Raw genomic sequence first — 12,684 nt, 5'->3', positions numbered from 1 at the left:
TGGCCCACAGCAGCCGCCAGCGCCGCGATCACGCGGTCCTGGTCGACCTCGGTAAGATCGGCGCTCATCGGCAGGCTCAGCACGCGCGCAGCCAGCTGTTCGCTGACCGGGCAGGCCGCGGCGAAGCGCTCGTAGGCCGGCTGGCGGTGCAGTGGGCGTGGGTAGTGCACGGCGGTTGGAATGCCGGCGGCTTTCAGCGAGGCCACGACCTCGTCGCGACTGTCCACCATCACGGTGAACTGGCCCCAGACGCAGGTTCGCCCGAAGCGCATCGCCAGCAGGTCCAGGTGCAGGCCCGCCAGCGCTTCACGGTAACGCTGGCCCAGCGCCGCGCGCCGCTGCAGCTCCCACTCGAAGCGCGGCAGCTTGGCCAGCAGCACGGCGCATTGCAGCGTGTCCATGCGGCCGCCCACGCCCAGGCGGGTGTGCGTGTAGCGGGCGCTCTGCCCGTGCACGCGGATCTCGCGCGCGGCCTGGGCCAGCGCGTCGTCGTTGGTGAACAGCGCGCCACCATCGCCATAGCAGCCCAGCGGCTTGCTGGGGAAGAAGCTGGTCGCACCCCAGGTGGACAGGCCGCAGGACTGGTGGCCGCCGAAGGTCGCGCCCAGGCTTTGCGCGGCGTCTTCGATCACCGAAAGGCCATGCTTGTTGGCGACGGCCTGGATCGCCGCCATGTCGGCCACCTGGCCGTAGAGGCTGACGGGCATCAGCGCGCGGGTGCGCAGCGTGATGGCCGCCTCGATGCGTGCTGCGTCGATCAGCCCGGTGTCCGGCTCCACATCCACGAACACCGGCACGCCGCCCAGCAACACGATGACCTCGGCCGTCGCGGCAAAGGTGAACGGCGTGGTGACGACCTCGTCGCCGGGCTTCAGATCCAGCGTCATCAGCGCGATCAGCAGCGCCTCGGTGCCACTGGCCACCGTGATGCAATGGCGCACCCCCGTGCGCGCCGCGAGTGCCGTTTCCAGCTCGGCCACCTCGGGGCCCATGATGTACTGGCCATGGTCCAGCACACGCTGCATGCGGGCGTTGATCTCGGTTTTCAGCGCCGCATACTGGGCCTGCAGGTCGGTGAATTGCATGGGCGGATTGTCGGACAAGCCAAGGCCCGCGATGATGCGACCCTTTTCAACGCAGCTCGCGCACCGCCTCGCCCCGTGTCCACCCACCTGAAGCTCTCGATCGGGCAGCGCCTGTTCGCGTCCATCCTGGCCGCCTTCCTCGTGGTGGGCGCTGCAGGGGTGGGTCTGGTGCGCTGGAGCCTGTCGGGCGGGGCCCAAGCGTCGTCTGCGCCAGACCGGGCTGCATTGGACCTGCTGGCACGCACATTGGCCGAACGTTTCAGCCAGCACCGCGACTGGTCCTTCCTGCCAGCCGACGCGGCCCAGCGCCAGGCCTGGCTGCGCGACACGCTGGCCCCCGCCACGCTCGGTGAGCGCCTGGGCCTGCTGAATGCGCAGCGGCAACTGCTGGCCGGTGTGAAGGCGCATCGCGGCCTGATCGTCGTCGCGTCCATCGACACCATCGAGCGCCCCGTCATGGTCGATGGCGCCAAGGTCGGCTCGCTGCTGCTGGCCCGCGCCGAGAACCCGGCCGACAACCTGGCGGTCGCCTTCCTGGTCCAGCAGCAGCGCCCGCTGGCCGTGCTCGGGGGCATCAGCCTTTTGCTGGCAGCGCTTGCAGCTGCTGCGCTGGCGGCCAATTTCCGACGGCCGGTGCGGCAACTGGTCGACGGCGCACGACAGCTGGGCGCCGGACATTTCGATGCGCGGCTGGTCGACAGCCGCCAGGACGAGCTGGGCGAGCTCGCACGCAGCTTCAACCAACTCGCCGCGCAGCTGGCGGCGGCCGAGGACAGCCGCCGCCAGTGGGTGGCCAACACTTCGCACGAGCTGCGCACGCCGCTGGCCGTCTTGCGCAGCCAGCTGGAGGCACTGCAGGACGGCGTGCGCCACGCGACCCCCGAGCACCTGGCGCTGATGCACCGACAGGTGCTGGCACTGGCCCGGCTGGTCGACGAGTTGCATGATCTGGCCAGGGCAGACGTCGGTCGGCTGGCCAACGCACCTGTGCCGATGGATGCCTGGCCGCTGGCCGTCGAAGTCCTGCGAGCCTTTGCACCGCGGTTCTCGGAAGCTGGCCTGCAGTCACGCGCAGGCATGGCACCCGCAGCCAGCAGAGTCCGCTGCGATCCGGAGCGACTGCGCCAGGTGCTGGGCAATCTGCTGGAAAATTGCGTGCGCTACACCGAGCGCGGGGGCAGCATCGAGGTCCACGGCCAGGTGCAGGACCAGGCCTTGCAACTGGACATCGACGACAGCGCGCCCGACGTGCCGGCAGCCGAGCTGCCGCGGCTGGGCGAGCGTTTTTTCCGGGTCGAAGCCTCGCGTGACCGGCGCACCGGCGGCGCAGGACTGGGGCTGGCGCTGAGCCGGCAGATCATTGAAGCCAATGGCGGCCGGCTACTGTTCAGCTCGTCGCCCTTGGGCGGATTGCGGGCCCGCATTGTGTTGCCGCTGGAGAGTTGTTGAATGGCGAGCATCCTCGTCGCGGAAGACGAAGCGGACCTGGCGGCCATCGTGGCCGACTACATCACCGCCGCAGGCCACCAGGCCCAGGTGCTGACCGATGGCCGCGAGGCCTGGGCCCGCGTGCAGCAGCAGATGCCGGACCTGATCGTGCTGGACCTGATGCTGCCCGGCATGGACGGCCTGTCGCTGTGCAAGGCGGTGCGCGAACGCTCGGACGTGCCCATCATCATGGTCACCGCGCGTGTCGAGGAGATCGACCGGCTGCATGGGCTGGACGTGGGCGCCGACGACTACCTCTGCAAGCCCTTCAGTCCGCGCGAATTGGTGGCGCGCATCAAGGCCGTGCTGCGGCGCAGGCTGCCCGTGACGGCAGCGCCGGAGCCGGAGCCGGCCTGGATCGTCAGCGACGAGACCCGCAGCGTGACGATCCGCTCGCAGTCGCTGCAGCTCACACCCACCGAATACGCCTTGTTCGCGGCGATGGCGCGGCGGCCGGGCGCCATCTGGTCGCGTGCGCAGTTGCTGGACCTGATCCGCGGAGACGCGCTGGACGTGACCGACCGCGCCATCGACAGCCACGTGAAGAACCTGCGCCGAAAGATCGCCGTGCACTGGCCCGAGGCCGACGTGGTGCAGTCGGTCTACGGGCTGGGTTACCGGGTCGAACTGCCAGCGCCGCCTGCCGCACTGCCCGCGCCCTCATCTCCATAGTTTCTCCACACTCGGCCGCGAAGCTCCTGTTGTCGACCGCCATCACGCGGTCTCAACTGGAGCAGCGCAATGCAATCGAGGACCAAGAAGTTGACGGCCGCAGTCGCGGTATTGCTGGCCGCGGCCGGCGCCGGCCTGGCCTGGCAGCAGGGCATGGCCCAAACCGGACCGCCGCAAAAAGACATGCGACTGGACGCGACGATGCGGCAGGACGTCGTCACGCAGCTGAGCGCACAGATGCAGCGTCACTATGTGGACGAGGCCAAGGCGAAGCAGCTGGCGCAGGCGCTGCAGGCACGCCTGCAGCAAGGCGATTTCGACCGCATCACCAGCGCCCAAAAGCTGGCCGAAACCTTGACCGAGGCCATGCAGCAACAACTGCACGACAAGCACCTGGAGGTGCGCTACTTCGAGAAGGCCATTTCCGAAGACACGGGCCAGGACCAGACGCAGGAAGACCAGGCCAGGGACCTCGTCGAATGGCAGCGCTTCAACTTCGGCTTTGCCGGCTTGAGCCGGCTGCGCGGCAACATCGGCTACCTGGACCTGCGCCAGTTCGGCCGGCCGGAATTCGTCGCCGGCCGGATCGATGCCGCGATGACGCTGCTGGCCGACACGCAGGCGCTGATCATCGACTTGCGCCACAACGAAGGCGGCGACCCGGACAGCGTGATGCTGCTGGCCAGCTACCTGTTCGACCAGCCCACGCACCTGAACGACATCGTCTGGCCGCGGGACAACCACCGCACCGATGCGCGCTGGACCACCGCGCAGGTGCCCGGCAAGCGCTACGGCCAGTCGCGCCCGGTCTACCTGCTGACCAGCGAGGACACCTTCTCGGCCGGCGAGGATTTCGCGATGGCGCTGAAGGACACCGGCCGCGCGACGCTGGTCGGCGAAGTGACCGGTGGTGGCGCCCACCCTGGCGACCGGCGCCGGCTGACCGCGCACTTCATGATGAACGTGCCGGCCGGACTCAGCGTGAGCCCGGTCACGCACACCGACTGGGAAGGTGTGGGCGTGAAGCCGGACATTGAGGTCTCTGAAAAGAAGGCGCTGGACGTGGCCCAGGTCGAGATCCTGAAGCGGCTGATCGCCGCCGAGAAAGACGCAGACTGGCAGCAGCGGCTCAAGCGCCGGCTGGCCGAGTTGGACTGATCAGCCGCCTTCGACCAGCGCCAACGCACCGCCCACCAGCCGGTAGCGCTCGCCGCTGGCCGGGCATACGGCCTCGGCGCCATCCACCGCGCGCACTGGCAGCGCCAGCTTCTCGCCATGGCGGCTGATCCAGCCGGTCTGCTTGGCCGGCACGCCGGTCACCAGTGCAAACGCCGGTACGTCCTTGGTGACAACCGCACCAGCGCCGACAAAGGCGAATTCACCCACCGTCACGCCACAGACCAGCGTGCTGTTCGCGCCCAGCGAGGTGCCGCGCCTGACGAGGGTGCGCCGGTACTCGGCCTTGCGCGGCACCGCGGCGCGCGGGTTGAAGACGTTGGTGAAAACCACGCTGGGGCCGACGAACACATCGTCTTCCAGCGTCACCGCGTCATAGACCGACACGTTGTTCTGGACCTTCACGCCGTGGCCGATGCTCACGTCGTTGGCCACGAACACGTTCTGGCCCAGCGAGCAGTTCTCGCCAATGCGCGCACCAGCGCAGACGTGACTGAAGTGCCAGACCTTGGTGCCGGCACCGATGGTGGCGCCGTCGTCCACGATGGCGCTGGGGTGGTGCCAGGCAGCGTCACTCATGGTCGGAGATCGGTCACGACCAATGACTTGCCTGTCGATAGAAGAGGCCCATTCACTTCTTCTCCTCCCATTTCGCACCGAGCATGGCATCAAGCGTGGTGCTCACTGGCGTCTCAAACGCCCCGGCCTGTCCAGCGAGATATGCCTTCTTCCAGGTGTCGTAGCCTTCCTGAAAATCCGGCAAGGAGGAAAGCTTGCGAAGCTGCTTGACGACACTGCCTTGCAGCGCCAAATCCTTGAACGGCAAATGCGGGATATCGGTCACGACGTTTCCTTTGACAGGATTCGTCATGTGAATTCCGTCGACTCGAATGTGAACGACCCGGCCCAGATCGTTGTACTGCTCAACCTTCAGAACGGTGAGGGTTGAAGAGGCTTCGCCGGCTCGTGTCTTGTATGTCCAAACCTGACCTGCCTGCAGGTCCGCTGCATTTGAAAGAAGAGGGAACATGGCGGCAAGGAGCAATGTGATCAGGCAACGCATGAAGAATCCAACTCAATCCTTGTGCAGGAACGGATGCGCATCCGCGCCCAGCGCGGCCGGGCTCGCCGTGCGGATCGCCGCCACCGTCTCGATGCAATGCCGCGCATCGGCCAGCCCGTAGCCGCGGCCGGCGAGGATCTCGCGGTAGCTCACGGTGTGCAGGTCGGTGAAGCCTTCGGAGAATTCGAGCTGCTCGCCGGAGATGTCGATGTTGCGGAAGGTGGTCTTCTTGCCCTGGACTTCTAACGGCAGGTCGTTCGAGTCAATCGACAGGAACCAGCGCACCCGCGCCCGTTCGTACTCCAGGAAGCCAGCGGCGCGAGCGTCCTCGTTCAGGTGCACCGTGCTCTGCTGCAGGTTGCCGAAGATGAAGTGCAGCATGTCGAAGAAGTGCACGCCGATGTTGGTCGCCACGCCGAAGCTCCTGCGCGGGTCGCCCTTCCAGCTCTGCGCGTACCACTTGCCGCGCGAGGTGATGTAGGTGAGCTCGACGTCGAACTTGGTGTCCTTGGGGGCAGCGGCGACCTTGTCGCGCAGCTTCAGGATCGCGTCGTGGTGGCGCAGCTGCAGGATGTTGAAGACACGCTTGCCGGTCTCGGCCTCGACACGCTCCAGCTCATCCAGCAGCGCCACGGTAGGCACCAGCGGCTTTTCGCAGATCACGTCGGCACCCAGGCGCAGGCCGGCGGCGATGTGCGGATGGTGCAGGTGGTTGGGGCTGCAGACGGCCACAAAGTCCAGCGCCTCAGCCGGCGTGCGCTTGCGCTGGTTCGCATGTTCCAGGAAACACTCGAACTCGGTGAAGAACTCGGCCTGCGGGTGCAGGCTGTCGATGATGCCGACCGAGTCGTTGATGTCGTAGGCCACGGCCAGCGTCTGGTCCAGGTCCTTGATGGCCCGCATGTGGCGCGGCGCGATGTAGCCGGCGGCGCCGATCAGGGCGAAGTTTTTCTGGGTCATGGCAAGAGGTTGAGAGTTTCTCGGACGTGTCCGAGCGGTGCGCCAGAACGTGTCCGATCAAGGCGCAAAGCACAGCCATAGCTCGCGCTATGGCGAGCATTTGCAACGCCGAGCGGGCGCGTTATGGCGTGACGAGCGGGCATGGTCGAGAGACTGTCAACCTCTATAGGCGGAAGACGCTGACGCCGGCGGCGGCCAGTTCGTCGCGCGGGAACAGGGCTTTCACGTCGGCCAGCACTGGCTGATCGCCGCGCAGCATCGCGCGCAACTGCGGCACGGTCAGCGCGCGGTATTCGCGGTGCGCCACGGCGACAACCAGCGCGTCGAATGGCGCCTCGGTCGCCGGCTCGGCCAGCGCGAAGCCGCATTCGTGCTGCACCTCGGCGGCGTCGGCCCAGGAGTCCATCACGACCACCGTGGTGCCGTGGTCCCGCAGCTCGCGCACGAGGTCCACAACCTTGGAGTTGCGGATGTCCGGGCAGTTTTCCTTGAAGGTGATGCCCAGCACACCCACGCGGCAGCGCGGCACGTCCATGCCCTTTTGCAGCATCAGCTTGACGGTGTTGCGCGCGACGTAGCGGCCCATGTTGTCATTGATGCGGCGGCCCGCCAGGATGACTTGCGGGATGTAGCCGTGCTGCTCGGCCTTGTAGGTCAGGTAATACGGGTCCACGCCAATGCAGTGGCCGCCCACCAGGCCGGGCCGGAAGGGCAGGAAGTTCCACTTGCTGCCTGCCGCGGCCAGCACCTCGGCGGTGTCTATCCCCATGCGGGCGAACAGCACCGAAAGCTCGTTCATCAGTGCGATGTTCAGGTCGCGCTGGGTGTTCTCGATCACCTTGGCGGCCTCGGCCACCTTGATGCTGGGCGCGCGGTGCACGCCAGCGGTGACGACGGACGCGTAGACCTCGGCAACAACGTCCAGCGTGGCGGCGTCGCAGCCCGAAACCACCTTCTTGATGGTCTCGAAGCGGTGCTCGCGGTCGCCGGGGTTGATGCGCTCTGGGCTGTAGCCGCAGAAGAAGTCCACGCCGTGCTTCAGGCCGGAGACCTGCTCCAGCACCGGCACGCAGTCTTCCTCGGTGGCGCCAGGGTACACGGTGGACTCGTAGACGACGATGTCGCCCTTCTTCAGCGCCTGGCCGACGCTTTTCGAGGCCGAGATCAGCGGCGACAGGTCCGGCTTGTTGGCCTTGTCCACCGGGGTGGGCACGGCGACGATGAAGAAGTCCGTGGCGCGCAGGTCGGCGATGTCGGCTGTGTAGCGGATGTCCGCGGCGCGCAGGGCCTCGGGCGTAACTTCACCAGTGCGGTCATGGCCGGCCTTCAGCTCGGCCACGCGGCTGACCTGGATGTCGAAGCCGACCACGTGATGGCTGCGGCCGAAGGCCACGGCCACCGGCAGGCCCACATAGCCCAGACCGACCACGGCAAGTTTGCGATGCATGAGGAAAGTGGCCGAAGCGGCGCCCAGGCGTGTCAAAGCGAGTGATTTTAGGACCGGGCGCTGCGACGCCCCGGTGCCGGCCGCTTAAAATCGCGGGTTCTTCCGGTGGCGCCCCGGCTTGAAGCCCCGCCACCGATCCTGTTGTTCCCCCGCGAGACGCACCCTGCGCCCTCGCCTGCCTGCCCTGTGCCATGAGCCACGACACCCAGCCTCCCGTGCCGCCCGATGACAACCAGCTGATCGCCGAACGCCGCGAGAAACTGGCGGGGATGCGCACGCAGGCCAAGGCCGCCGGCACGGCCGTGTTCCCGAACGACTTCAAGCCCGAGCACCGTGCCGCCGCGCTGCACGAGGCCTACGACAGCCTGGCCAACGAGGCGCTGGAGCCGCAGGCGGTGAAGGTCAGCGTGGCGGGCCGCATGATGCTCAAGCGCGTGATGGGCAAGGCCTGTTTCGCCACGGTGCAGGACGCCACCGGCCGCATCCAGTTCTACATCACGCAGGACGCCGTCGGCCCCGAAGTGCTGGCCGCCTTCAAGCAGTGGGACCTGGGCGACATCCTGGCCTGCGAAGGCACGCTGTTCAAGACCAAGACCGGCGAGCTGTCGGTCAAGGCCACGTCCATCCGCATGCTGACCAAGAGCCTGCGGCCGCTGCCCAGCGACTTCTACGGCATGGCCGACCAGGAGCAGAAGTACCGCCAGCGCTATGTCGACCTGATCACCGACGAAAAGGCGCGCAACCGCTTCGCCGCGCGCAGCAAGGCCCTGAGCTCGATCCGCCAGTTCATGGTGGCCAACCAGTTCATGGAAGTCGAAACGCCGATGCTGCATCCGATCCCGGGTGGCGCGAACGCCCGGCCTTTCGTGACGCACCACAACGCGCTGGACCAGGAAATGTTCCTGCGCATTGCCCCCGAGCTGTACCTGAAGCGCCTGATCGTCGGCGGCTTCGAGCGGGTGTTCGAGATCAACCGCAGCTTCCGCAATGAAGGCATCTCGGTTCGGCACAACCCCGAATTCACGATGATGGAGTTCTACGCGGCCTTCTGGAACCACCACGACCTGATGGACTTCACCGAAGGCGTGCTGCGCCATGCGGCCGAGCAGGCCACCGGCTCGGCCCGCGTGACCTACGCCGGCAAGGAAGTGCACCTGGACCTGCCGTTTGCCCGCCTGTCAGTGCGGGACTCCTTGGTTGCCCACGCCGGGCTGACGGAAGCAGAAGCCGACTCGGCCGAGGCGGTGCATGCCAAGCTCAAGAGCCTGGGCGAAGAGCCGCCCAAGCATTGGGGCCTCAGCGCATTGCAGTTCGGCCTGTTCGAGGCCGCGGTCGAAGAAAAGCTCTGGCAGCCGACCTTCATCATCGACTATCCGGTCGAGGTGAGCCCGCTGGCGCGCGCCTCGGATGCCAACCCAGCCATCACCGAACGTTTCGAGTTGTTCATCACCGGCCGCGAATACGCCAATGGTTTCTCCGAACTGAACGACGCCGAGGACCAGGCCGCACGCTTCCAGTCGCAAGTGGCCAACAAGGACGCGGGCGACGAAGAAGCCATGTTCTATGACGCGGACTTCATCCGCGCGCTGGAATACGGCATGCCGCCGACGGGTGGCTGCGGCATCGGCATCGACCGCCTGATGATGCTGCTGACCGATTCGCCCAGCATCCGCGACGTGATCCTCTTCCCCGCGCTGCGCCGCGAAGGTTAAGAAAGCGCAAGAAGGGAACGCGCGGCGGCGTTTTCGAGTCTGCATTCAGTGCTTTTGCCTTTTGCAGTAGACCTGGGTAAGGACCGATGAACCACAACGCCGACATTGCCACCCCGCTGCTGGCGGAAGAGGCCGCATGGCAAGGCCCGGACGGCCTGGCCGCGCTGGAAGAGAGGCTGTGGCAGGAACTCAGCCTGGCGGCGGCGACCAAGGGCCATGGCTGGCGCATTGCCGCGCTGGCCACCGTCGGGCCGGACGGCCTGCCGGATGCGCGCAACGTGGTGCTGCGCGAGGTGGACCCCGCGATGCGCCGGCTGTGCTTCTTCACCGATGCTCGCGCACCCAAGGTGACTCACCTGCGTCACCAGCCGCAAGCGGTGCTGCTGATGTGGTGCCCGCGCCTGGCCTGGCAACTGCGGTTGACGTTGAATTGCGAGGTGCAGGAGGAAGGCCTGGCTGCCTCTTCGCGCTGGGCCCAGCTGAAGCTGACGCCTGCCGCACTGGACTACCTGTCACAGCGCGCCCCTGGTACCACGCTGGCGCCGCAGGACTTGCCCACCGCGATGGACCCGGCCGCTCTGGCGGCCAGCGCAGCGCTGCAGGCACCCGCGCTCAGCAACCGTGAATACTTTGCGATGGTGATGGGCGAGGTCCGCAAGCTGGACTGGTTGGGCCTGGCACCCGGCGGCCACCGGCGCGCCCAGTTCTCGGCAGGTGCCGAGCCTTGCTGGCTGCAACCGTGACGAAGAAGCCCTGACGGGGCGCCTCGTTCAGAAATCCATCGCCGCCAGCAGCGCGTCGACGTCGTCCTGCTGCATCGCGCGGTCCGGCGTTTGCACGCCTGCCAGCTCGGGCTGCACGATGTCTGCCTCGCTCCAGCCGCTGGGCAGTTCGTCTTCGACGATGTGGCGCAGTTCGGCCTCGGCACGCAGCAGGATGTCGGTGACCTTCTTGATGACCTGGCCGGACAAGTCCTGGAAATCCTGGGCCATCATGATGTCGGTCAGGCAGTCGTTCTGCTGACGGGCGAACTTGGTGGTGTTGTCGACGTAGTCGGCACACATGCGCATCAAGGCCCGCGCCTTTTCGATGGTCATCTCGGGTTGGTCGGCCTGGCGGCGCATCACCGCGGCCAGGTCTTCGCCCCGCTTGACCAGTTGCTCGCAGGCCGGCTTGGCGGCGTCGATGGAGGCCAGCACCTTGTTGGCGGCCTTCTCTGTCATCTTGCCGACATATTCCAGCCGCTCGCAAGCGTCAGGCATTTCGCGGCTGACCTGGCGAAGCTCGGCGGCGACCGGCAGGCGCGAGGCTTGGGGACACGGGGAAGGGATGGCGGCGTGGGCTGCGTCGACCTGCATGGCGATGTTCCAGATCTCAGTCTGATGATGAGTCCTTATCGGCCTCACCCCAGCAGGATTAAGCTGCCGAATTGCAGCATTTCCTGGCCCGCCTTCCCAACCCCCACCAGCGCACCTCAACGGTGCTTGAACGCGGGCTTGCGCTTGGCCAGGAAGGCGTCCATGCCCTCGCGCTGGTCCTCGGTGCCAAACAGCGAATGGAACACCCGGCGTTCGGCCTTCACGCCCGAGGACAGGCCGCTCTCGAAGGCTTCGTTGACCAGCTCCTTGGTCAGCGCGATGCTGGGCGCGCCCAGCGCGTTGATCAGCTCTGCCGTGGCAAAGGCCTCGTCCAGCAGGCCGGCAAGCGGCACGATGCGCGAAACCAGGCCGGCCCGCTCGGCTTCCTCGGCGCCCATCATGCGGCCGGTCAGCAGCATGTCCATGGCCTTGGCCTTGCCGACCGCGCGCGGCAGGCGCTGGGTGCCGCCAGCCCCCGGCACGATGCCCAGCTTGATCTCGGGCTGGCCGAATTTGGCGTTGTCGGCCGCAAGCACGATGTCGCACATCATCGCCACCTCGCAGCCACCGCCCAGCGCAAAGCCGGCCACCGCGGCAATCACCGGCTTCTTCACCTGGCGGATGGTTTCCCAGTTGCGCGAGATGTAACCGGCCTTCCAGGCGTCCATGTGGCCCAGCGTGGCCATCGCGGCAATGTCGGCACCGGCGGCAAATGCCTTTTCGCTGCCGGTGACGATGATGCAGCCAATGCCGTCATCGGCGTCGAAGGCCAGCAGCGCCGCGCCCAGTTCGTCCATGAGCCGGTCGTTCAGCGCATTCATCTGCTTGGGCCGGTTCAGCGTGATCAGCCCGGTCTTCAGCGCGCTCTCGCCGCGCACCTCGGTCATGATGCATTCGTAGTCCATCAGGGTCTCCTGGCTCTTACTCGAAAAACACAAGGCTAGCCGAAGCCAAAGGAATTGAGCGAGGCTTACGTGATCGCCATGCGTGCAGCGCGCCGCGGTCCAGCGCCGGGCCGCCCCAAGCGGACCGCGCAACCCGCTCGGCGGGTGGGCCTGCGTACCCGCAGGACAGGGTGCGTCATTTCGACTGCAGCGGCGAACCTTCGAGCACCATGTCGAGCACGATGTTCGGGTCCTGCTGCATCGTCACCTTGACCGGCAGGTACTGCAGGCTGGGCGCGATCCACATCGTGATCAGCAGCTCGTTGGCCTTGCGGTTCGCCAACTCGGGCTTGAGCATGTAGGCCTGCACCGGGCCCATCGGTAGTTGCAGGATCTCTGGTGGCTGCACGATGTAGCGCCAGACGCCCAGGCGCCGCGTCAGCGCCAGCGGCACCTCCAGCACCTGGCCGGGCTTGAGCAGCTCGGGGTGGGTCAGGAACCACCAGGAGGTCTGCACGAACTGGCTGGACGAGTCCTGCAAGCCAGGCACGACGGCCGCGGTCTTGCCGTTGGTGAACTCCACGCGACCGTTGCGGAACAGCACGGTTTCGCGCCGGGTGGACATCATCAGCGCCTCGGTTTCCTGGTCGAAGCGTTGTGGCACCAGGCCTTCGGGGCCTAGCAACCCGTCGCTGAGCAGGCGGCGCTCGACCAGCCCCGGCACCTTGGCAACCACCCGCACCTGGTAGTGCTCGGCCTGGCGCAGCCATTCGACCCGGGCGCTGCCGTAGATGGGCCGCACGCTGTAGTTGGACAGCGTCAGGTGATAGCTCAGCCGG

13 protein-coding genes are annotated in these 12,684 nt (G+C 66.8%); 5 read left to right on the top strand and 8 right to left on the bottom strand.

Annotated features, from left to right (window positions below; all coding sequences use genetic code 11):
• The coding region (locus FKP22_RS08785; protein WP_141287033.1) for a DegT/DnrJ/EryC1/StrS family aminotransferase at positions 1–1,085 on the bottom strand (1,085 nt) is incomplete at its 3' end.
• A 75-nt stretch (positions 1,086–1,160) separates the two neighbouring features.
• Here FKP22_RS08785 and FKP22_RS08780 point away from each other — a divergent pair.
• The 3 genes from FKP22_RS08780 to FKP22_RS08770 all read left to right on the top strand — a co-directional run bounded on the left by FKP22_RS08780 (position 1,161) and on the right by FKP22_RS08770 (position 4,403).
• The gene (locus tag FKP22_RS08780) at positions 1,161–2,534 is read left to right on the top strand and encodes an ATP-binding protein (protein ID WP_170200815.1); all 1,374 of its coding nucleotides are present in this window, start codon (positions 1,161–1,163) and stop codon (positions 2,532–2,534) included.
• Positions 2,535–3,245 (top strand): response regulator, encoded by a 711-nt coding sequence (locus tag FKP22_RS08775; RefSeq protein ID WP_141287030.1) that lies wholly within the window; start codon positions 2,535–2,537, stop codon positions 3,243–3,245. It begins immediately after the preceding gene.
• Positions 3,246–3,314: 69 nt separating this feature from the next.
• A complete protein-coding gene (locus FKP22_RS08770) occupies positions 3,315–4,403 on the top strand; it encodes a S41 family peptidase (protein ID WP_141287028.1) in 1,089 nt (362 codons plus the stop codon).
• Here FKP22_RS08770 and FKP22_RS08765 read toward each other — a convergent pair whose 3' ends face one another.
• From FKP22_RS08765 to FKP22_RS08750, 4 genes are all read right to left on the bottom strand, one after another.
• Positions 4,404–5,000, bottom strand: a complete 597-nt coding sequence (locus FKP22_RS08765; protein WP_141287026.1) for an acyltransferase — start codon at positions 4,998–5,000, stop codon at positions 4,404–4,406.
• A 52-nt stretch (positions 5,001–5,052) separates the two neighbouring features.
• Entirely contained in the window at positions 5,053–5,484 is a 432-nt protein-coding gene (locus FKP22_RS08760; RefSeq protein ID WP_141287024.1) for a hypothetical protein, read from the bottom strand.
• Between the two features lie 12 nt (positions 5,485–5,496).
• The gene (locus tag FKP22_RS08755) at positions 5,497–6,444 is read right to left on the bottom strand and encodes a Gfo/Idh/MocA family protein (protein WP_141287022.1); all 948 of its coding nucleotides are present in this window, start codon (positions 6,442–6,444) and stop codon (positions 5,497–5,499) included.
• A gap of 163 nt (positions 6,445–6,607) precedes the next feature.
• Positions 6,608–7,891, bottom strand: a complete 1,284-nt coding sequence (locus FKP22_RS08750) for a nucleotide sugar dehydrogenase (RefSeq protein ID WP_141287020.1) — start codon at positions 7,889–7,891, stop codon at positions 6,608–6,610.
• 191 nt (positions 7,892–8,082) lie between these two features.
• Between FKP22_RS08750 and lysS the strand changes: the two genes are divergently transcribed.
• Both lysS and FKP22_RS08740 read left to right on the top strand, forming a co-directional pair.
• Entirely contained in the window at positions 8,083–9,603 is a 1,521-nt protein-coding gene (gene lysS, locus FKP22_RS08745; protein WP_141287018.1) for a lysine--tRNA ligase, read from the top strand.
• A gap of 86 nt (positions 9,604–9,689) precedes the next feature.
• Entirely contained in the window at positions 9,690–10,346 is a 657-nt protein-coding gene (locus FKP22_RS08740; RefSeq protein WP_141287016.1) for a pyridoxamine 5'-phosphate oxidase family protein, read from the top strand.
• Positions 10,347–10,373: 27 nt separating this feature from the next.
• Here the strand turns inward: FKP22_RS08740 and FKP22_RS08735 are convergent, their stop codons facing one another.
• From FKP22_RS08735 to FKP22_RS08725, 3 genes are all read right to left on the bottom strand, one after another.
• The gene (locus tag FKP22_RS08735; RefSeq protein ID WP_141287014.1) at positions 10,374–10,961 is read right to left on the bottom strand and encodes a protein phosphatase CheZ; all 588 of its coding nucleotides are present in this window, start codon (positions 10,959–10,961) and stop codon (positions 10,374–10,376) included.
• A gap of 116 nt (positions 10,962–11,077) precedes the next feature.
• Positions 11,078–11,866, bottom strand: coding sequence for an enoyl-CoA hydratase (locus FKP22_RS08730; protein ID WP_141287012.1), 789 nt, complete (start codon positions 11,864–11,866; stop codon positions 11,078–11,080).
• Between the two features lie 175 nt (positions 11,867–12,041).
• Positions 12,042–12,684 (bottom strand): DUF3108 domain-containing protein (locus FKP22_RS08725; protein ID WP_141287010.1); only part of this gene is annotated, 643 nt, incomplete at its 5' end.

The sequence above is a fragment of the Ideonella azotifigens genome (genome assembly GCF_006519715.1).
Taxonomy (GTDB): Bacteria; Pseudomonadota; Gammaproteobacteria; order Burkholderiales; family Burkholderiaceae_C; genus Ideonella; species Ideonella azotifigens.
The sequence above is the reverse complement of the archived record's forward strand: the minus strand, read 5'-3'. Positions and strand labels throughout refer to the sequence as shown.

What these genes read in the sequence shown, in the direction of transcription:
- FKP22_RS08775 (WP_141287030.1), top strand. Translation starts at nt 2,535, where the DNA reads ATGGCGAGCATCCTCGTCGCGGAAGACGAAGCGGACCTGGCGGCCATC.
- FKP22_RS08770 (WP_141287028.1), top strand. Translation starts at nt 3,315, where the DNA reads ATGCAATCGAGGACCAAGAAGTTGACGGCCGCAGTCGCGGTATTGCTG.
- FKP22_RS08765 (WP_141287026.1), bottom strand. Translation starts at nt 5,000, where the DNA reads ATGAGTGACGCTGCCTGGCACCACCCCAGCGCCATCGTGGACGACGGC.
- FKP22_RS08760 (WP_141287024.1), bottom strand. Translation starts at nt 5,484, where the DNA reads ATGCGTTGCCTGATCACATTGCTCCTTGCCGCCATGTTCCCTCTTCTT.
- FKP22_RS08755 (WP_141287022.1), bottom strand. Translation starts at nt 6,444, where the DNA reads ATGACCCAGAAAAACTTCGCCCTGATCGGCGCCGCCGGCTACATCGCG.
- FKP22_RS08750 (WP_141287020.1), bottom strand. Translation starts at nt 7,891, where the DNA reads ATGCATCGCAAACTTGCCGTGGTCGGTCTGGGCTATGTGGGCCTGCCG.
- lysS (WP_141287018.1), top strand. Translation starts at nt 8,083, where the DNA reads ATGAGCCACGACACCCAGCCTCCCGTGCCGCCCGATGACAACCAGCTG.
- FKP22_RS08740 (WP_141287016.1), top strand. Translation starts at nt 9,690, where the DNA reads ATGAACCACAACGCCGACATTGCCACCCCGCTGCTGGCGGAAGAGGCC.
- FKP22_RS08735 (WP_141287014.1), bottom strand. Translation starts at nt 10,961, where the DNA reads ATGCAGGTCGACGCAGCCCACGCCGCCATCCCTTCCCCGTGTCCCCAA.
- FKP22_RS08730 (WP_141287012.1), bottom strand. Translation starts at nt 11,866, where the DNA reads ATGGACTACGAATGCATCATGACCGAGGTGCGCGGCGAGAGCGCGCTG.